The organism is Yeosuana sp. (genome assembly GCF_057126245.1).
On record NZ_DBNGMQ010000027.1, the window covers coordinates 40,902 to 60,887 of the forward strand.

The following is a 19,986-nucleotide window of genomic DNA, read 5'->3' on the forward strand; positions in this document are numbered from 1 at the left end:
TGAATATTGTAATTCAAAAAGCTATCGTCGATTCTTCTTACTCCGAAACTTAGCTTTATCTTTTCGTTTATTAAAAGGAATGGCATCATCATAAGTATTCTTTGGTTCACCTTGAGGTTTATTTTTACGCCACTTCTCATTTTTTTCTGGCAGCAGTACTTTTAATAAATCTTGACGTCCCAACTTATTAAGCGTGTTTTTAATCCAGGCTTTATTTTCATCTTTATACCAAAAGAAAAAACGATGTTGTTCATCCTTTTCTTTTTTAGTAACTGGTGTTTTTACTTTTTGAAGTGTGTAAGGATGATAGCCGCTATAATATATAACTGTAGCAACCGTCATAGGTGTTGGTGTAAAACCTTGTACTTGCTCTAACTGAAATCCCATATCTTTAGTTTCGGCTGCTAAATTTGCCATATCCTCCACTTCACAAGCAGGATGATTCGAAATAAAATAAGGTATCAGCTGTAACTTCAACTTATGCTTAATATTAATTTTATCAAAACGCTCTTTAAACTTATGGAAATACGTAAATGACGGTTTTCGCATTAATTTCAAAACAGGGTCACTAGTATGTTCTGGCGCTACTTTAAGTCGACCAGAAACATGCTTTGTCATTACCTCTTCGGTATAATCATCAAGTTCTTTTGGATCCGCATTTTTATTGAATTCTGGCACCAGCATATCATGGCGAATACCACTTCCTATAAACGATTTTTTAACTTTCGGATGACTATCAACCGCTTTGTATAAATCAGTTAAAGGCTTATGAGATGTATCTAAATTGCTGCAAATAACTGGCGAAATACAACTAGGTGCTACACATTTATCGCAAATAGACTGTACCTTACCTTTCATCTTATACATATTAGCACTTGGTCCACCAATATCAGATAAGTAACCTTTAAAATTTGGCATATTTGCCACTGTATCAACCTCTCTTAAAATAGATTCCTGACTACGAGAAGCAATAAACTTACCTTGATGCGCAGAAATAGTACAAAAACTACAGCCTCCAAAACAACCTCTATGAACGTTAATGGAAAACTTAATCATTTCATACGCAGGAATAGGTCCTCGCTTATTGTATTTGGGGTGCGGCAAACGTGTATAAGGCAACTCAAAAGACGCATCAATTTCGGCTTCCGTCATTGTAGGATATGGCGGATTTATAATCAACATCTTATCACCTACTTTCTGAAAAATACGGCGTGCTGCTAACTTATTAGATTCTTGTTCTATAATCTTAAAATTAGAAGCATAAGCTTTTTTATCCTTTAAACACGCTTCATGAGATTTTATTGTAATATCTTCCCAATTGCTATTTTTAGGAACTTTTTCATTAGAATCAACTAAAATAGCGGTTTGTTCTATAGTGTTTAAATTAGAAAACGGCACCCCTTTTTGAAGCAAACGGACGACCTCGCGCAAAGGCTGTTCACCCATACCATACACCAACATATCTGCTTTAGAACTTTCTAAAATAGATGGCATCAATTTATCACTCCAATAATCGTAATGGGTTACACGACGCAAAGATCCTTCAATCCCACCAATTAAAACAGGCACATCTGGCCATTTTTCCTTTAAAATATTAGAATAAACCGTTACTGCATAATCTGGCCTAAAACCAATATCTCCATTAGGTGTATACGCATCTTTATCTCTGCGCTTCTTATTTGCATTATAGTTGCTAAGCATAGAATCCATACACCCCCCAGTTACTCCAAAAAACAACTTTGGAGCGCCCATTTTAACAAAATCTTGAAGATTATCATTCACATTAGGTTGTGGTACCAACGCAACACGCAAACCATAACTTTCTAAAATTCGACCAATAACTGCTGGTCCAAACGATGGATGATCTACATAAGCGTCACCACTAAATAGAATAACATCTAGTGCATCCCAACCGCGTATTTTAACCTCTTTGTTTGTGGTAGGCAACCAATCTGAAAGTTTTAATTCTTGCATAGCATTGCAAAAATAGACAAAAATCAACTCCTACAGTTTATTTATTATGAGTAAACCTTTAATCTATTAATCCTGTAAAGGAGTTCAAATAAATTAGACTTTTTTAAAATTGAGTATTTTGAAAACTATTACGCAAATAAAAGAAGTAATTTTTTTATTACTTTTAATCTTCCAATTTTCATTTAATCCAAGAACAATCCATCTAAATATGAAAATTTCAAGAACCCTTTTAATATTATTTTTTCATGCTTAAGTTATATTATGTATGCTCAGGAGTTAGCGTTTGCAAATCTGTTACAAAATATTGATAACAGAGAAAAGACATCATTAAATGGGCTTTGGGATATTATTGTCGATCCACTTGAGAACGGTTATTACAACCATAGAATGCAACCAAGAAACAATGGTTTTTTTATTAATAAAAAAATGCAATCACCATCTTATCTTATTGAGTATGTTTTTGATACAAGTTATCAACTTATGGTCCCAGGTGATTGGAATACACAAATGGATAAACTATATTATTATGAAGGAACTGTTTGGTATAAAAAAGACTTTCATTATAATAGAAAAAAAGATGAAAATTAGATGGGTTTATATTAAATACGAAAATCAACTAGTTAAAGTATCCAATAATCACAAAAACTCAAAAACCATATATTTATGTCATTAACTCATTATATCGATTAGAATTTCTTTGAAGGAAAATGATTCTACATATTTGTTATCTTTGGTTAATGTGTCAAATCTTTTTGAATTTTTACTTAATGAAGCATTCGAAACCCTCTTGCAACCAATAATAAAAAATAAATGAGAAAAATAGGACTAGCCCTTGGAGGTGGAGCAGTTTTAGGTGCTGCTCACGTAGGAGTACTGAGAGCTATCAATGATATTGAGCTTAAGATTGATTATATTTCCGGAACCAGTATAGGAGCCTTTGTTGCAGCATTTTATGCTTTTGGGAAAAACCACAAAGATATTGAGGATATTGCATCAGAATTAACGTGGATAGATATTACAAATATATCACTTTCACGCTATGGGTTACTTTCAAATAAAAAATTAGGTGACCTCATTGTGAAACATATTGGTGACGCACAAATAGAAGATGCTAAAATCCCTTTAACTATCATTGCAACAAATGCTGGAAATGGCGAAAAAGTAGTTTTAAATAAAGGATCTGTTGCTAAAGCCGTTATGGCGAGCACATCGATTCCTGGAATATTCATACCGGTAGAGAGCGATGACAATATGTTACTTGACGGTGGAATTGTTGAAAATGTACCCATAAATACAGTAAAAGAAATGGGAGCAAATTTTATTATCGGCATTGATTTAAATGCCAAGCATACCTATCAAAAACCAAATAATATTCTAGATGTCATTTTAAATAGCTTTCATTTTATTATGAAACAATCTACGAAACTACAGACTAAAAATGCTGATATATTGATTCGACCAGATTTATCATCATTTAATAGATCTGATATAGACCAAGTAGAAGACCTCATGACCAAAGGCTATGAAGATGCTAAAAAATCATTTAAAAAAGCGAAACTTAATAAAAAAATGAATTAGCTTCAAGATGGCATCTACAACCTTAAAAGAAAACTTAAATTTTAAATAGCTTTTTCTACAAACTTTTATTCATAAAAATTACAGAAATCTCATTTGATTTTTTTTAATAAAAATACTCTTATTAATGGACTAAAAAATTCTAATAAGACCTCAATTAGTTCAACAGTTTTAAGCTTTAAAAAGACATTCACTCACTTATCAAAAAAATTACCACTTGACTATTTGGTAATCACATAGATTATCGTAAATTTGCAAACTCTTTTTGAGAGAGGAATGTTTAATTAGAAAAAATAATAAGTGTGGACACATTAAGCTACAAAACGATTTCAGCAAACAAAGCTACTGTAAACAAACAGTGGGTTTTAGTTGATGCTGAAGGTCAGGCGCTTGGTCGTTTAGCTTCTAAAGTTGCAAAACTTTTAAGAGGCAAACACAAGCCAAACTTCACACCTCACGTTGATTGTGGTGATAACGTAATTGTTATCAACTCAGAAAAAATCAGTTTATCTGGTAACAAATGGAACGATAAAACGTACATTCGTCACACAGGTTATCCTGGAGGTCAAAGAAGTTTAACTGCTACAGAATTGTTTGGAAAAGATCCTGCAAGAGTAGTAGAAAAATCAGTTAAAGGAATGTTGCCTAAAAACAAATTAGGGGCAGATTTATTCCGTAATCTAACAGTTGTTGTTGGTTCAGAGCATGCTCATGCTGCACAAAAACCAGAAACAATTAATTTAAACGAATTCAAATAATGGATGTAATTCACAAAATTGGCCGTAGAAAGACGGCTGTTGCTCGTGCTTATGTTGCTCCAGGAAAAGGCAACATTACAATTAATAAAAAAGACTTAGCTAATTACTTTACTACAGCTACCTTACAGTACAAAGTAAAGCAACCTTTAGTTTTGACTAACAATGACGACAACTTTGATATTACAGTAAATGTATATGGAGGTGGTATTACTGGACAAGCAGAAGCTGTTCGTTTAGCCCTTTCTCGCGCAATGTGTGAGATTGATGCTGAAAACAGATTAACACTTAAACCAGAAGGTTTATTAACAAGGGACCCTAGAATGGTAGAGCGTAAAAAATTCGGACAGAAAAAAGCGCGTAAAAAATTCCAATTCTCAAAACGTTAATATTATCGTTGAATTCACTTTCAACAAAAAACAAAATTTTAAACAAGTTATTGTTGTCCTAGTCCAAAAGACAGGATTTAGTTTAGCATCTAAATGATTAAGGCGAATTTTTAAAAATGACCACTTAATCATTGCTAATTCAACAGAACGTAAACTATTACAAAAATGGCAGTAGAAGTAAAAGAATTACTTGAAGCAGGTGTACACTTCGGTCACCTAACACGTAAATGGGATCCAAACATGGCTCCTTACGTATATATGGAGCGTAACGGTATCCATATTATTAATCTTTATAAAACAGCAGCTAAAATAGAAGAAGCAGGGGCAGCGCTTAGCAAAATTGCTAACTCTGGTCGTAAAATTTTATTTGTTGCTACAAAAAAGCAAGCAAAAGATATTGTTGCTGAAAAAGCAGGAGATATCAACATGCCTTACATCACAGAAAGGTGGCCAGGTGGTATGTTAACTAACTTTGTTACTATTAGAAAAGCTGTTAAAAAAATGGCATCAATTGATAGGATGAAGAAAGACGGAACGTTCATGACGCTTTCTAAAAAAGAGCGTTTACAAGTTGACCGTTTAAGAGCTAAGTTAGAGAAAAACTTAGGTTCTATTAGTGATATGACACGTTTACCAGGTGCTTTATTTGTTGTAGATATTAAACGTGAACATATCGCGATTAAAGAGGCTCAAAAATTAAACATTCCAATTTTTGCAATGGTAGATACCAACTCAGACCCGCGTCAAGTTGATTATGTAATACCTGCAAACGATGACGCTTCTAAATCAATAGATAAAATTTTATCTCACGTAACATCTGCAATATCTGAAGGATTAGCAGAACGTAAAGCAGAAAAAGATGCTTCCGATGAAGGTTCAGATTTAAATGAAAAAGTTGTAACTAAAAAAACAGCTAAAAAAGAAACGGAAAAAGTAGTTGAGGAAACAACTGAAAAAGTAGTTGAAAAAACGACTAAAGAAACAGTTGAAAAACCAGCTAAAAAAGAAACTCCAAAAGCTAAAACTAAAAAAGTTGCAGCTGACGAAGAAGAATAATTAAAAACTAATAAAGCATACATAAGTCGTTTAATTATTTTCTTCATAGAAATCAATTGAGCGACTTTTTTAAATTTAAAACATATGGAATCTACAGTAAAAATAACTGCCGCAGAAGTAAATAAACTTAGACAAGCTACGGGTGCAGGAATGATGGACTGCAAAAAAGCTCTAGTTGAAGCTGGAGGAGATTTTGATAAAGCTATTGCAGTTTTACGTAAAAAAGGACAAAAAGTTGCCGAAAAAAGAGCTGATAGAGACTCTTCTGAAGGTGCTGCTATTGCTAAAATTAATGACGACCAAACAACTGGTGTTGCTATTGTATTAGGTTGTGAAACTGATTTTGTTGGTAAAAACGAGAACTTTATAGCCTTGGCTAATCAATTCGCTGAAGTAGCTCTAAATTGCGCTACTAAAGAAGAATTTTTAGCGGCAGATTTTGGCGGTATGTCAGTTGCTGACAAATTAACTGAGCAAACTGGGGTTATTGGTGAAAAACTAGATATTACTAGTTTTGAGAAATTAGAAGCTCCTTACGTTGGGTATTATGTACATATTAATAAAATTGCTGCTTTAGTTGGTCTTTCTGCAAAGGTAGACAATGTTGAAACTCTAGTTAAGGATGTAGCAATGCAGGTGGCTTCAATGGGTGCTACTACCTTATCTTATAAAGATTTTGACCCTGCATTTATTGCTTCGGAAACTGAAGCTAGAATTGCTGTAATTGAAAAAGATAATATTGAATTAGGTCGTTTAGGTAAAACACTTAAAAACGTACCTAAATATATTTCGATGGCGCAATTAACTCCAGAGGTAATAGCGCAAGCTGAAGAAGATGCTAAAGCTGAGTTAAAAGCTGAAGGAAAACCAGAACAAATCTGGGATAGAATTTTACCAGGAAAAATGGAACGTTTTATTTCTGATAACACAACACTTGACCAAGAAAAATGTTTATTAGATCAAAACTTTATTAAAGATGAGAAAATAAATGTTGCTAAATACGTAGCATCTTATGGAGACGTTGAAGTTACAGGTTTTAAAAGAGCTACTGTTGGATAATTAATTACAAGCCCTTTTCATTGGGTACTTAAATAAGATAGGCCATTATACTTTGAAGTATAATGGCTTTTTTTTATAACAAAAGATCTCAAACAAATTAAGATCATATTTAAATTTTATCTACTCACTGTCATTTTGATAAATTGGTCTTCGGTAAACAACAAAAAATTGATTAGTTTTGTTAAACGTTAAAGCACATTATGAAGTACAAAAGAATCCTACTTAAATTATCTGGCGAAGCCTTAATGGGAAGTCGTCAATATGGTATAGACCCAGAACGTTTAGCCGAATATGCAGAAGATGTAAAAACGATTACAGACCAAGGTGTTGAAGTTGCTATAGTTATTGGTGGTGGAAACATCTTTAGAGGTGTTTCTGGAGCTAGCAAAGGTATGGATCGAGTTCAAGGAGACCATATGGGCATGTTAGCAACTGTTATTAATGGTTTAGCCTTACAGAGTGCTTTAGAAAATGCAGGAATCCCTACAAGGTTGCAGTCTGCCATAAAAATTAACGAAGTTGCTGAACCTTTTATTAGAAGAAGAGCCATGCGACACCTTGAAAAAGGACGTGTTGTTATTTTTGGAGGTGGCACAGGAAATCCATACTTCACAACAGATTCTGCTGCCGTTTTAAGAGCTATTGAAATTGAAGCTGATGTTATTTTAAAAGGAACACGTGTTGATGGAATTTATAATGTCGATCCAGAAAAAGATGCAAAAGCGATAAAATTTAATAGTATTTCTTTTGATGAAGTTCTTAAAAAAGGATTAAAAGTTATGGATACAACTGCATTCACACTTAGCCAAGAAAACGATTTACCTATTATTGTATTTGATATGAATAAAAAAGGAAATCTTTTAAAAGTTGTTTCTGGAGAAAATATTGGTACTGAAGTTAATTGCTAATCTAAGGCATTTTTTTTATATTAATTGAAAATTAAAGTTATTAGTGATGAATGAAGATATACAATTCATATTGGACACAGCTAAAGAAGCCATGGATAATGCTATTAAGCATTTAGAAAAACAATTTGTAAATATTAGGGCAGGAAAAGCTAGTCCCGCCATGCTTGGAAGCGTAATGGTTGATTATTACGGCTCGCAGACACCTCTAAATCAAGTTGCCAATGTTAATACACCTGATGGAAGAACCATTACAGTACAACCTTGGGAAAAAAGTATGCTTCAAGAGATTGAAAAAGCGATCATGGTGGCTAATTTAGGTCTTAACCCAATGAATAATGGTGAAACAATTATCATCAATGTACCTCCCTTAACTGAGGAACGTAGAAAGAATTTAGCAAAGCAAGCTAAAGCGGAGGCAGAAGATGCTAAAATTGGTGTTAGAAGTGCTAGAAAAGATGCCAACAGCGATATTAAAAAATCGGACGTCTCAGAAGATTTACAGAAAAATGCAGAAATTGATATACAAAATTTGACAGACAAGTATGTTAAAACAATTGATGATATTCTTGAAGTCAAGGAGAAAGAAATTATGACTGTATAATTTGAGAAGCGACTAAAATGTCGCTTTTTTTTTAACATTAACTTTTTTTTGCATTGATGGTAAAACTCAGCACCTTTATTTACATTGTGTTTTTTTCTTGTGTTTTGCATTCTCAACCTATTTTAGAAAATAAGGAAGCCTCTAAACAAGACACCATAAAAAAAAAGGAGTTTTTAAAACAACTTAATAATGGCTACTTCCCTACTAAATATTTTAACTTCGATTTAAAATACCTTATAAAATACAACCAATATGAAGCCTTAAGAACAGGCCTTGGCGGCATAACGAATGATGCTTTTTCAGAAAAACTAAAATTAAATTCCTATGTGGTATATGGGTTTAGAGACCATCGATTTAAATATAGTTTCGGTACAAGTTTAAGATTAGGAGAAAGAACAAATACGTGGTTAAACGCATCATATACGGATGATTTACAAGAGTCAGGTAGTTCTGCTTTTCTTACAGACAAGCGTCAATTTCAATTATTTGAACCACGTTTATTAAATATTAGCTTATTTCATAAACATACAACTAGAGCAATTTCCTTAGAACATGAATTTAGTCCTAATCTTCAAACAGAAACACAATTAGCAACAAGTTATATTGTACCAACTTACAATTATAACTTTTTAATTAATAGGAATAACTATGACTCTTTTCATGTAAGCACAATAAAAACATCGTTACAGTGGAGTCCGTTTGACAGATATATTTTATCAAATAACAGATATCAAAAAACCGTAAATGGGTATCCTAAATTCACATTACAATACACAAAAAGTATCAATGGGTTGATTGATGGAGATTTTAATTTCTCAAAACTTGATTTTAGAGCAATCCATCAAATAAACCATGCTAATAAGTCACTTTCAGAATTAACAGTAGTCTCCGGAACAACTAGCGGAGAAACACCGTTAACGCATTTATATCACGCATATCCAAATAACATTAACAAAGAAACCATTCTGCAACGTTTTTCAGTCGCAGGTATTAATAGTTTTGAAACCATGTTTTTTAATGAATTCTTTTCAGATAGATTTACTACATTTCAATTAAAGCATTTTTTTAAACCCTTTAGAATCTCAGCGCGATTTAAACCTCAATTAGTCATAATTTCAAGATATGCAATAGGTGATATAAAAAACACAGAAAGACATCAAAATATTACTTTTAATTCTTTAAACAAAGGATATACAGAATCTGGATTTGAATTGAATAAACTATTTTTTGGTTTTGGTTTAAGTTTCACGTATCGTTATGGGGCATACCATCTGCCAACAATTGGCGATAATGTTGCTTTGAAGTTCACATTTAACGTAACATTATAACACTATAATCATTTCTAATACGTTGTTTTTTCTACCTTTGCGCATCTTTTATACAAAACATGTTAAAACTTTTTACAAAAGATTTTTGGGACATCATTGCAAGACTCATTTTAAGAAATAAAATAGTCATTCTACTTGGTCTTATTTCTGTTACAGTATTCTTCAGCTTTCAGTGGGAAAATATGAGGTTTACCTATACAGAAGCCAACTTATTACCTGATGATCACGAGGTAAATGTGACTTACAATAACTTTCTAGATAAGTTTGGCGAAGAAGGTAATCTTATTGTTTTAGGAGTTAAAGATTCAACACTTTTTACTGTTGAAAAACTGAACGCTTGGAATAAACTATCGGACGACTTTAAAAAGCAAGAAGGCGTTGAAATGGTAGTTTCAATAAAAGATCTTCAAAAACTTGTTAAAGATAATGTAAATGAAAAATTTGTTCTAGAGCCCTTTATAAAAGATTCTATTGCCACAATGCAACAAATAGAAACTCTAGAACATGATTTGTTTAAAAAATATCCTTTTTATGACAATTTTTTGTTTAATAAAGAAACAAAAACCATAAGAACTGCAATTTATTTAAATAAAGATATTGTAAACACCTCTGCTAGAAAAGATTTTGTAATTTCTGTATTACAACCTAAGATAAAAGCATTTGAAGATGCAAACAATTTAGACGTTAGAGTCTCAGGAATGCCTTACATCCGAACTTTAAACTCACAGAATATTATTGATGAAATAGGGTTGTTTATTATAGCTGCCTTACTAGTAACATCGCTCATTTTCTTTTTCTTTTTTAGATCGTTTAGAGCCACCTTAATATCGCTTATAGTAGTTTGTACTGGAGTGATGTGGACCTTTGGTATTCTAGGGCTATTAAATTATGAGATTACCGTTTTAACAGCGTTGATTCCTCCCTTAATTATTGTAATTGGAATTCCAAACTGTATATTTTTAATTAATAAATATCAACACGAAGTAAAACTTCATGGTAATAAAGTAAAATCACTACAACGTGTTATCACAAAAATTGGTAATGCTACATTAATGACCAACGTAACAACAGCATCTGGATTTGCAACATTTATTTTAACGGAAAGTAAATTATTAAAAGAGTTTGGTACCGTAGCATCATTAAGCATCTTAGCCATTTTTATTTTATGTATACTAATTATTCCAATATTATATTCTTTCTTACCTTATCCGAAAGAGCGCCATTTAGAGCATTTAAATAGACGTTGGATTGGATATTTTGTCGACTGGATAGAACGTATAGTTAAGCAAAAACATATTGCTATTTATGCCACAGCTGTGTTGCTCATTATTTTGAGTTTTATAGGGATCTATCAAATTAAGATTTCAGGAAGTTTAATCGAGGATATGCCTAAAAATGCTGATTTTTTTAAAGACATTCGCTTTTTTGAAGAGGAATTTAATGGCATTATGCCTTTAGAAATTATGGTAGACACGAAACGTAAAAAAGGCGTCATGAAATTATCTACTTTAAGACGCATGAATGAACTTGAGGGGTTAATTATTGAAATACCAGAATTGTCAAGACCAATATCTGTGGTAAGTTTAGTGAAATATTCGAAACAGGCTTATTACAATGGGAACCCAAAACATTACCAGTTACCTACATCACAAGAGAATAGTTTTATTTTATCGTATGCTAAAAACTCAACCTCAGACGTAGGTTTGTTTAAAAACTTTGTTGATAGCACAGGTCAATATGCACGTATTACCACCTTTATGAAAGATATTGGTACTGATAAGATGGAGTATATTGAGGAAAATATTCAGAATAAAATAAACAATGTTTTTCCAGAAAAACAATATAATGTCACTATGACTGGTAAAGCACTGGTGTTTCAAAAAGGCACAAAATACTTAGTAAAAAATCTTGCCATATCACTTACGCTTGCCATATTTTTAATTTCATTATTTATGGCTTATCTCTTTAGGTCCTTTAAAATGATTATTGTATCTCTTATTCCTAACCTATTACCTTTATTAATTACTGCAGGTTTAATGGGATATTTAGGTGTTCCTATAAAACCATCAACGATATTAGTTTTTAGTATTGCCTTCGGAATTTCCGTAGATGACACCATTCACTTTTTAGCAAAATACAGACAAGAATTACAAGCTAACCATTGGAGAATTAAAAAGTCGGTATACGCTGCCTTAAGAGAAACCGGTGTGAGTATGTTTTACACTTCAATCGTTTTGTTTTTTGGATTTTCCGTATTCACCATTTCAAATTTTGGTGGTACTGTTGCATTAGGCGCATTAGTATCTGTTACGCTGTTATTTGCTATGTTATCAAACCTCATTCTTTTACCTTCGTTACTACTTTCGCTAGAAAGAAGTATTGCTAATAAAAATGTGTTGAAAGAACCAGCAATCAATATTATTCCCGATGATGAGGAAGAAGAAGAAGAAGAAGACTTTAAAAGCTAAATTTTAATCGTCAAGTTATATTTTGGGTTGATTTTTGAAATTGATGAAACCAAAACAATCATTTGGACATTACCTCTGACTTTTAAAAAAAAAAAATATTAACAGATGAAACCTTTATATTTGCACTTTAAAATTTAACAGTAATGACATCACATACCATTTCAGAATTATTAACTAAAAATACCATACTACCTGAAGTAGAAATTAAAGGTTGGGTAAGAACTTTTAGAGCCAATCGCTTTATTGCATTAAATGATGGTTCAACTATAAATAATATCCAGTGTGTTGTAGATTTTGAAAATACAGATGAAGCTATTTTAAAACGCATTACTACTGGTGCTTCTGTTCATATTAAAGGAGAATTAGTAGAAAGTCAAGGTAGAGGGCAAAACGTAGAAATTATAGTAAAGTCTATTACTATTTTAGGAGATTCTGATCCAGAAACATTTCCTATTCAACCTAAAAAACACTCGTTTGAGTTTTTAAGAGAAAATGCTCATTTGCGCACCAGAACAAATACGTTTAGTGCCGTAATGAGGTTGCGCTCTTCGTTATCTTTCGCCATTCATAAATATTTTAACGACAATGGTTTTTATTATATGCATGCCCCAATTATTACGGGAAGTGATGCCGAAGGTGCTGGTGAAATGTTTAGAGTAACTAATTTAGATGCAAAAAATCCGCCTTTAACAGAAGAAGGAAAGGTTAATTATTCTGAAGATTTTTTTGGAAAAGAAACGAATCTAACGGTTTCGGGGCAGTTAGAAGCAGAAACCTATGCCATGTCTCTTGGTAAGGTCTATACATTTGGACCGACGTTTAGAGCTGAAAACTCAAATACTTCTAGGCATTTAGCAGAGTTTTGGATGATTGAACCCGAAGTAGCCTTTATGGATTTAGCTGGAAATATGGATTTAGCTGAGGCTTTTTTAAAATATGTTTTAAAATATGTTTTAGATAACAACCGTGATGATTTAAATTTTTTAGAAAAAAGGTTGTTAGATGAGGAAAAAACAAAACCTCAAGCCGAGCGGAGCGACATGAGTCTAATTGAAAAATTAAATTTCATAATCGATAACAACTTTAAACGTGTAAGTTATACTGAAGCGATAGATATACTTAAAAATAGCGCGCCAAATAAGAAAAAGAAATTTAAATATATCATAAAAGAGTGGGGCTCAGATTTACAAAGTGAGCATGAACGTTTTCTAGTTGAAAAACACTTTAAATGTCCTGTTATTTTATTTGATTACCCGGCTAACATTAAAGCCTTTTACATGCGTTTAAATGAAGACGGCAAAACGGTTAGAGCTATGGATATTCTATTCCCAGGCATTGGTGAAATGGTTGGTGGTTCTCAACGTGAAGAGCGTTTAGAAGTTCTCAAAGAAAAAATGGCTGCCTTAGATATTGATGAAAAAGAATTATGGTGGTATTTAGACCTTCGTAAATATGGTACGGCTGTGCATTCTGGATTTGGTCTTGGGTTTGAGCGTTTAGTTATGTTTGCAACAGGAATGACAAATATTAGAGACGTAATTCCATTTCCAAGAACACCACAAAACGCAGAATTCTAGTGTATACAACCTCTATTTGGTTTAAAATTCAAGTAGGTTTTTAATATAGTTTTTTTACTTTTATATAAACCAATTATTCAATATGCTTAAGCAACAGTTACAATTTAAACTTTCGCAAAAATTGTCACCGCAACAGATTCAATTAATGAAATTGATTCAGTTGCCAACGCAAGCTTTTGAACAACGTCTTAAGCAAGAACTAGAAGAAAATCCCGCCCTTGAAGGAGGTAAAGAGGATATTGAAAATGATTATGACTCAGATTTAGATAACTCTTCAGATGATTTTGATGATACCGAATCCATAAACACGGAAGATATTAATGTTGATGAATATTTAAGTGATGACGAAATTCCTGAATATAGAACGCAAAGTAATAATTATAGCGCTGATGATGAAGAAAAAACAATGCCATATGCTTCTGGAACATCATTCACTCAATATTTAATAAATCAACTAAACACCTATCGCCTTTCGGACGATGAGCGTGATATTGCAGAGTTTTTAGTTGGAAGTGTTGATGATAGTGGTTACATCCGCAGATCGCTTTCAGACATCATGGATGACCTTGCTTTTACTCAAAACATCTACACAACAGAAGATAAAATAGAACATCTTTTAAAAATAGTTCATGAGTTAGATCCTGGTGGCGTTGGTGCCAGAAATCTTCAAGAGTGTTTGAGTATTCAATTACACAGAAAAGAAAAAACATTTAATGTTGAGTTAGCTATTAAGATAATAGATTCTGCTTTTGAGCAGTTTACGAAAAAACATTACCAAAAGCTTATTCAGAAATTTGATATTTCTGAAGAACAATTAAAAGGTGCTATTTCAGAAATTGAACACTTAAACCCGAAGCCTGGTGGTTCTTATTCTGGCAATAATAGAATTGTAGAGCATATTGTACCCGATTTTGCTATTAAAATTGTTGATGGCGAGTTAGAACTCACCCTTAATGGTAGAAATGCACCTGAACTTCATGTTTCTAGAGAGTATCATAATATGCTAAAAGGCTATAAAGATTCTAAAGATAAATCGAGTTCTCAAAAAGATGCTGTTGTTTTTATCAAACAAAAGTTAGACGCAGCAAAATGGTTTATTGAAGCCATTAAACAGCGGCAACAAACTTTATTTGTTACCATGAGTTCGATTATGCATTATCAAAGTGAGTATTTTTTAACAGGTGATGAACGCAGCTTAAAACCCATGATTTTAAAGGATATTGCCGATGAAATTGACATGGATGTTTCAACAGTTTCAAGAGTGGCCAACAGTAAATATGTTGACACGCCTTACGGAACTAAACTAATAAAAGAATTCTTTTCTGAGTCTATGAAAAACGATCAGGGTGAAGATGTTTCTACCAGAGAAATTAAAAAGATTCTTGAAACCGTTATTGAAGAAGAAGACAAAAGAAAACCATTGACAGATGAAACTTTGGCTGCTATATTAAAAGAAAAGGGATATCCGATAGCAAGAAGGACTGTAGCTAAATACAGAGAGCAATCAGACATTCCTGTTGCTAGATTACGTAAAAAAATATAATGAATCGTCTTTTAAAAAGTATTTCGTTCATTTTTCATCCACTTATTATTCCTTTACTTGGCGTCATTTTTTATTTTATAAAATCTCCAAGGTATATTCCTTTACAAATCATACAAGCGAAATTAATTTCACTATCCATACTTACCATAATATTACCTATTTTACTGTATTTTCTATTAAAGACTTTAGGCAAGGTAAAATCTATTTATTTAGAAAATACCAAGGAACGTATATTTCCTTTACTCGTTAATTGTATGGTTGTTCTATTAGTTTTAAATAGAATTTTATCTTCAAGTCAAATTATTGAATTATATTATTTTTTTGTGGGTATTTTAATATCTACCATGGCCTGTCTTATTTTAGCCATTTTAAAATTTAAAGCTAGCATACATATGATATCCATAGCAGGTTTGTTTATGTTTTTTATAGCCTTAAGCATTCACTTTAGCATTAATATAAATGGTACGTTGGCTATTATGTCTATAATTACCGGTGCTGTTGCTACTTCAAGATTACACGTAAAGGCTCATACAAGTATTGAACTTATAATTGGATTCTTCATTGGTTTTATTCCCCAACTCATACTGCTAAAATACTGGTTATAAAACATAGAACATAAGGCCTATTTTAATAGCATTGATGTCTAAATGTTGCCCGTCTAACTCAACGTTATTAGAAAAAATAGGATTCAAAGCATAATACACATAAAAATTCCATGTATTGTAACCGGCGCAAAGAGATAATCCGTATTGAAATTTATTAAAGTCATCTATTCCGTTGTAATTATTTACATTTGGTTCTCCCACATATTTACTTGTATTTGCAAACAGATAACTTACCTTAAACCCCGTATAAATTCTCCAAAACTCATATTTAGTTGCGTTAGAGGTACGCCATCTAAACTCTATTGGTAATTCAATTAAATGATTGGAAAACTTGTTTTTCGTATAGGTATTATCATCCTCTAAAATAGAATAACGATATACTCCTGAAACATCTTGAGAAATTTGTAAATTTTGATTAAATGAATTCGCTGAATACCCTAGACCAACTCCTATTGCTATATTTCGTTTTTTATTTAATGGCATATCCTTAATAAACCCTAGATAAAACCCTAACGAAAATCCATTTTGAGATAAATTATCTGGTTTGTTTCCTAAAATATTATACGTGACTCCAGCATAAAATTGATCTTCCTTGTACAATGAATCAATAGACCTGTTTTCTATTTCTTGAGAAAAAGAAACTTGAAACACTATAAAAAAAAATAAAAAAAATAAATTCTTCATGTATCTAAGAATCTGTAAAAATCACAAAAAAGGCATTTTGATAACTCAAAATGCCTTTTTTCTAATATAAAATTAAGATTTAGGATTTAACGTCTATCAAAAACATTACCTTTTTTAGTGGTATAATTAATTTTTAATGCGTTTACTTTTCGTAATTCTTGTTTAATATCTCCTACTATTCCCATATTAGCATCTTGATCTACTTTTAAAGCAGTCGTTAAAAATGGAACTAATTCTTCTCTTTTAGAAGCGCGTTCTTGAGATATAAATGCTGCAATATCTGTAATATTAGCAAACTTGTCATTTAATTGAATTTTTGGCTCCGTACCAAAATGCTTATAAGCATCACTAGGTTTTCCAGCATAAATATACATTACCAAATCCTTTTTATCAAGTTTCTCAACTTGATCTGCATATGGTAAGTTATTCTTAATCATCAATGTATTTTCTCTCATTACAGTTGCTACCATAAAAAAGAATAATAACATGAATACAATATCTGGTAACGATGCTGTAGAAATAGCCGGCACTCCACCTTCTTTTTTCTTATTAAATTTACCCATATATCAATGTGTTAAATTTTAAATTATTGTACTTCCGAAAGTTTTTGAGGATACTCTATCTTTATTTTATCTATTTGCTCCTTCAACTTCGTTTTATTGCCTACCCAGTTTACGTTATCGTAATTTGCTTGCATTTCGATAAAAGACTTTCCGTATAAAGACTGAGCTCTCTTATTTCTAAGTTCATTATACGCTGCCACTAATTCGTTTTGAACTGAGATATACATTTTATAAGATGTTTCTCTGTCGTTCTTCAATGAAATAATGGCTTTATCAGGATTATCAGAAGACGATGGGTCTTTTTTGCCACGACAGTAATCACAGCTACCATCACCACCATTATCTAAAAATTCAACGGCAGCTTTTCTTATGTCTTTTAATTCCATACGTTCATCCTCAACGAGCAATTGGTCTTTACCATTTAGTAATACAGTAAAGATATTTTTCTCTTTGATAATAACATCTTCCTCATTCTCTTCCATTGGAGGAAGTTTACGGTTAATACCCGTATCGGTCTCAATAGTTGTTGTTACTAAGAAAAATATTAATAGTAAAAACGCAATGTCGGCCATGGAGCCTGCATTAACTTCTGGTGCTGCTCTTTTTGCCATAATTTTATTTATTAAATAGTTTTTTTACTCCTGATAATAACATTACAACAACAGATGTACTCATTAATATATAAAAGGCTGTAAGTCCTGCTCCTACCATCTGCGATTCTCCTTCTGTCGCCACTATGCCATTGTAAAAATACTCCCTCGTATCTCCACCAGAAACTAAATATGCAATAAGTAAAACGGCTAAAAAGGCACCAGCTCCTATCAAGGTACTTTTTAATGTAGCTGTATTTGTAAACAATCCTTTCAAAGTGAATAAAAGCACCAAAGCTATGGTAACAATTAAAATAGCATAAGCTATATACATAAATGTATTAACAGTACCGCTAGATTCGCCAGCTTTGATGGCATCATCACCCGTTCCTATTATCATAACAAGAAAGATGATTGAAAGAACGCCTACAATTCCAACTAATATAGTTGATAATTTTTTCATTATAAATATGTTTTTAAATTATTACTTTTTTTGTCTGATAAGTAAATCCATTAATGTAATAGAAGCATCTTCCATATCATTAACAATACTATCAATTTTAGCAATAATATAATTATAGAAAATTTGAAGTATAATAGCCACAACTAAACCAAATACAGTTGTTAAAAGAGCTACTTTAATACCTCCAGCAACAAGTGATGGTTGCATATCACCAGCAGCCTCAATTTTATCAAATGCTTGAATCATACCAATTACTGTTCCCATGAACCCTAACATTGGAGCTAATGCAATAAATAATGAAATCCAAGATACATTTTTTTCTAATTGTCCCATTTGAACACCTCCATAAGCTACTACCGCTTTTTCTACAGCGTCTAAACCTTCATCGGTCCTGTCTAATCCTTGATAATAAATGGATGCAACGGGCCCTTTAGTATTGCGGCAAACTTCTTTTGCAGCATCTATGCCTCCAGAAGATAAAGCTTCTTCTACATCAGATGTTAATTTTTTTGTATTAGTTGTAGAAAGGTTTAAAAAGATAATTCTTTCAATTGCAATAGCTAATCCAAGTATTAAACATAATAATACAATTCCCATGAAGCCTGGACCTCCTTCAATGAAACGCTTTTTTAATTCTTGATGGAAACCAAGCTCTTCTGCAGGAGCAGCATCATCATCTTGGGTCATCGTTGTAACGGTTGTTGTTGCTGTTGTACTTGCATTTGTAGCTGCATTAACAGTTCCGAAAGCCATTATACCTGCAATGGCTAGGATAGAAAATAATCTTTTCATGTTCTAGATCTTAATTTTATTAGTTAAAGTGTTAAAGATATAAAAAAAAAGTAATTAAATATAAAAATAACAGCAGAGAGGAAGGGATTCGAACCCTCGATACGCTTTTGACGTATACACACTTTCCAGGCGTGCGCCTTCGACCACTCGGCCACCTCTCTGTAATTCAGTTTGTTTAATTACAGGGCATGAAATAACAAAAAATTTGTTAAATGATAAAACTTTAACCGTTAATTTTAAGACATTTCTCCTCGTAAGGAGGTTTCATACATGGTTTTGAACATCTTAGAAGCGATTTTATTTCCTAATAAATACATTAATTTACTTGTTGCAGCCTCTGTAGTAATGTCTTTTCCCGAAATGACTCCTATTTTTTTTAATTTTTGGCTAGTTTCATAGTGTCCCATAATAACACTACCACCCGAACATTGTGTAATATTAATAATATGAATACCTTTCTTTATGGTTTCTTGAAGCAACTTAATAAACCATCTTTCGGTTGTACAGTTACCAGCCCCATAAGTTTCTAAAATAACCCCTTTTAATTGAGGTGTGTTTAATATGTTTTTTAATAAAACTTCCGAAATACCCGGAAATAATTTTATAAGTGCAATGTTATTATCTAAATATTTATGAACTTTTAAGGCTTTTTTTAATTGAGGTTTAAATAAATGTTCATGATTAACTTTTAAATGCACACCAGATTCAGCTAAATCTGGGTAATTTAATGATGCAAAAGCTTCAAAATGCTCTGCGTTAATTTTAGTAGTTCTATTGGCTCTGTATAATTTATATTCAAAATACAAGCACACCTCTTTAATTACAGGTTTATTTTTACTATGTAATGATGCGACTTGAATTGATGTAATTAAATTCTCTTTAGCATCTGTACGTAAATCTCCAATTGGTAATTGAGAACCTGTAAAAACAACTGGTTTTGATAAATTTTCTAACATAAAACTCAATGCAGAAGCTGTATAACTCATAGTATCACTTCCATGTAAGACGACAAATCCATCAAAATTTTTATAATTTGATTCAATTATTTCGGCAATC

The 19,986-nt window shown here is 32.1% G+C and carries 20 protein-coding genes and 1 tRNA gene; 13 read left to right on the forward strand and 8 right to left on the reverse strand.

Going from position 1 to position 19,986, the window contains the following annotated elements; translation table 11 throughout:
- Positions 1-21 precede the first annotated feature (21 nt).
- Positions 22-1,974, reverse strand: coding sequence for a YgiQ family radical SAM protein (locus AC15TD_RS02735; protein ID WP_484450607.1), 1,953 nt, complete (start codon positions 1,972-1,974; stop codon positions 22-24).
- Between the two features lie 261 nt (positions 1,975-2,235).
- On the opposite strand from AC15TD_RS02735, the gene AC15TD_RS02740 reads away from it, so the two are divergent.
- From AC15TD_RS02740 to AC15TD_RS02800, 13 genes are all read left to right on the forward strand, one after another.
- Positions 2,236-2,562 (forward strand): hypothetical protein, encoded by a 327-nt coding sequence (locus AC15TD_RS02740; RefSeq protein ID WP_484450608.1) that lies wholly within the window; start codon positions 2,236-2,238, stop codon positions 2,560-2,562.
- A 222-nt stretch (positions 2,563-2,784) separates the two neighbouring features.
- Entirely contained in the window at positions 2,785-3,552 is a 768-nt protein-coding gene (locus AC15TD_RS02745) for a patatin-like phospholipase family protein (protein ID WP_484450609.1), read from the forward strand.
- 299 nt (positions 3,553-3,851) lie between these two features.
- Positions 3,852-4,307, forward strand: a complete 456-nt coding sequence (gene rplM, locus AC15TD_RS02750) for a 50S ribosomal protein L13 (RefSeq protein ID WP_166962755.1) — start codon at positions 3,852-3,854, stop codon at positions 4,305-4,307.
- On the forward strand, positions 4,307-4,693 hold the full coding sequence (gene rpsI / locus AC15TD_RS02755) for a 30S ribosomal protein S9 (protein ID WP_484450610.1): 387 nt from the start codon (positions 4,307-4,309) through the stop codon (positions 4,691-4,693). The genes rplM and rpsI overlap by 1 nt, the downstream gene beginning before the upstream one ends.
- A gap of 165 nt (positions 4,694-4,858) precedes the next feature.
- On the forward strand, positions 4,859-5,749 hold the full coding sequence (rpsB, locus tag AC15TD_RS02760; protein ID WP_484450611.1) for a 30S ribosomal protein S2: 891 nt from the start codon (positions 4,859-4,861) through the stop codon (positions 5,747-5,749).
- Positions 5,750-5,833: 84 nt separating this feature from the next.
- Positions 5,834-6,808, forward strand: a complete 975-nt coding sequence (tsf, locus tag AC15TD_RS02765; protein WP_484450612.1) for a translation elongation factor Ts — start codon at positions 5,834-5,836, stop codon at positions 6,806-6,808.
- Between the two features lie 200 nt (positions 6,809-7,008).
- Entirely contained in the window at positions 7,009-7,716 is a 708-nt protein-coding gene (pyrH, locus tag AC15TD_RS02770; RefSeq protein ID WP_484450613.1) for a UMP kinase, read from the forward strand.
- Between the two features lie 46 nt (positions 7,717-7,762).
- The gene (frr, locus tag AC15TD_RS02775) at positions 7,763-8,317 is read left to right on the forward strand and encodes a ribosome recycling factor (RefSeq protein ID WP_484450614.1); all 555 of its coding nucleotides are present in this window, start codon (positions 7,763-7,765) and stop codon (positions 8,315-8,317) included.
- A 56-nt stretch (positions 8,318-8,373) separates the two neighbouring features.
- Positions 8,374-9,645 (forward strand): hypothetical protein, encoded by a 1,272-nt coding sequence (locus AC15TD_RS02780; protein WP_484450615.1) that lies wholly within the window; start codon positions 8,374-8,376, stop codon positions 9,643-9,645.
- Positions 9,646-9,704: 59 nt separating this feature from the next.
- Complete coding sequence (locus AC15TD_RS02785; protein WP_484450616.1) at positions 9,705-12,113, forward strand: efflux RND transporter permease subunit; 2,409 nt, start codon at positions 9,705-9,707, stop codon at positions 12,111-12,113.
- A 143-nt stretch (positions 12,114-12,256) separates the two neighbouring features.
- The gene (asnS, locus tag AC15TD_RS02790; protein ID WP_484450617.1) at positions 12,257-13,690 is read left to right on the forward strand and encodes an asparagine--tRNA ligase; all 1,434 of its coding nucleotides are present in this window, start codon (positions 12,257-12,259) and stop codon (positions 13,688-13,690) included.
- A gap of 82 nt (positions 13,691-13,772) precedes the next feature.
- Positions 13,773-15,233 carry an RNA polymerase factor sigma-54 gene (rpoN, locus tag AC15TD_RS02795; protein ID WP_484450618.1) on the forward strand — a complete coding sequence of 487 codons (1,461 nt, stop codon included), beginning with the start codon at positions 13,773-13,775 and terminating at the stop codon, positions 15,231-15,233.
- On the forward strand, positions 15,233-15,838 hold the full coding sequence (locus AC15TD_RS02800; protein WP_484450619.1) for a hypothetical protein: 606 nt from the start codon (positions 15,233-15,235) through the stop codon (positions 15,836-15,838). Before rpoN ends, AC15TD_RS02800 begins: the two co-directional genes overlap by 1 nt.
- Here the strand turns inward: AC15TD_RS02800 and AC15TD_RS02805 are convergent.
- From AC15TD_RS02805 to AC15TD_RS02835, 7 genes are all read right to left on the reverse strand, one after another.
- Positions 15,833-16,522 carry a porin family protein gene (locus tag AC15TD_RS02805; protein WP_484450620.1) on the reverse strand — a complete coding sequence of 230 codons (690 nt, stop codon included), beginning with the start codon at positions 16,520-16,522 and terminating at the stop codon, positions 15,833-15,835. The two genes, AC15TD_RS02800 and AC15TD_RS02805, sit on opposite strands and share 6 nt — an antisense overlap.
- An 86-nt stretch (positions 16,523-16,608) precedes the next feature.
- On the reverse strand, positions 16,609-17,085 hold the full coding sequence (locus tag AC15TD_RS02810) for an ExbD/TolR family protein (RefSeq protein WP_484450621.1): 477 nt from the start codon (positions 17,083-17,085) through the stop codon (positions 16,609-16,611).
- Between the two features lie 23 nt (positions 17,086-17,108).
- Complete coding sequence (locus tag AC15TD_RS02815) at positions 17,109-17,696, reverse strand: ExbD/TolR family protein (RefSeq protein ID WP_484450622.1); 588 nt, start codon at positions 17,694-17,696, stop codon at positions 17,109-17,111.
- Between the two features lie 4 nt (positions 17,697-17,700).
- Positions 17,701-18,075 (reverse strand): hypothetical protein, encoded by a 375-nt coding sequence (locus AC15TD_RS02820; protein WP_484450623.1) that lies wholly within the window; start codon positions 18,073-18,075, stop codon positions 17,701-17,703.
- An 84-nt stretch (positions 18,076-18,159) separates the two neighbouring features.
- On the reverse strand, positions 18,160-18,930 hold the full coding sequence (locus AC15TD_RS02825) for a MotA/TolQ/ExbB proton channel family protein (protein ID WP_484450624.1): 771 nt from the start codon (positions 18,928-18,930) through the stop codon (positions 18,160-18,162).
- Positions 18,931-19,003: 73 nt separating this feature from the next.
- Positions 19,004-19,091 (reverse strand) — tRNA-Ser (locus AC15TD_RS02830).
- 75 nt (positions 19,092-19,166) lie between these two features.
- The coding region (locus tag AC15TD_RS02835) for an asparaginase (RefSeq protein WP_484450625.1) at positions 19,167-19,986 on the reverse strand (820 nt) is incomplete at its 5' end.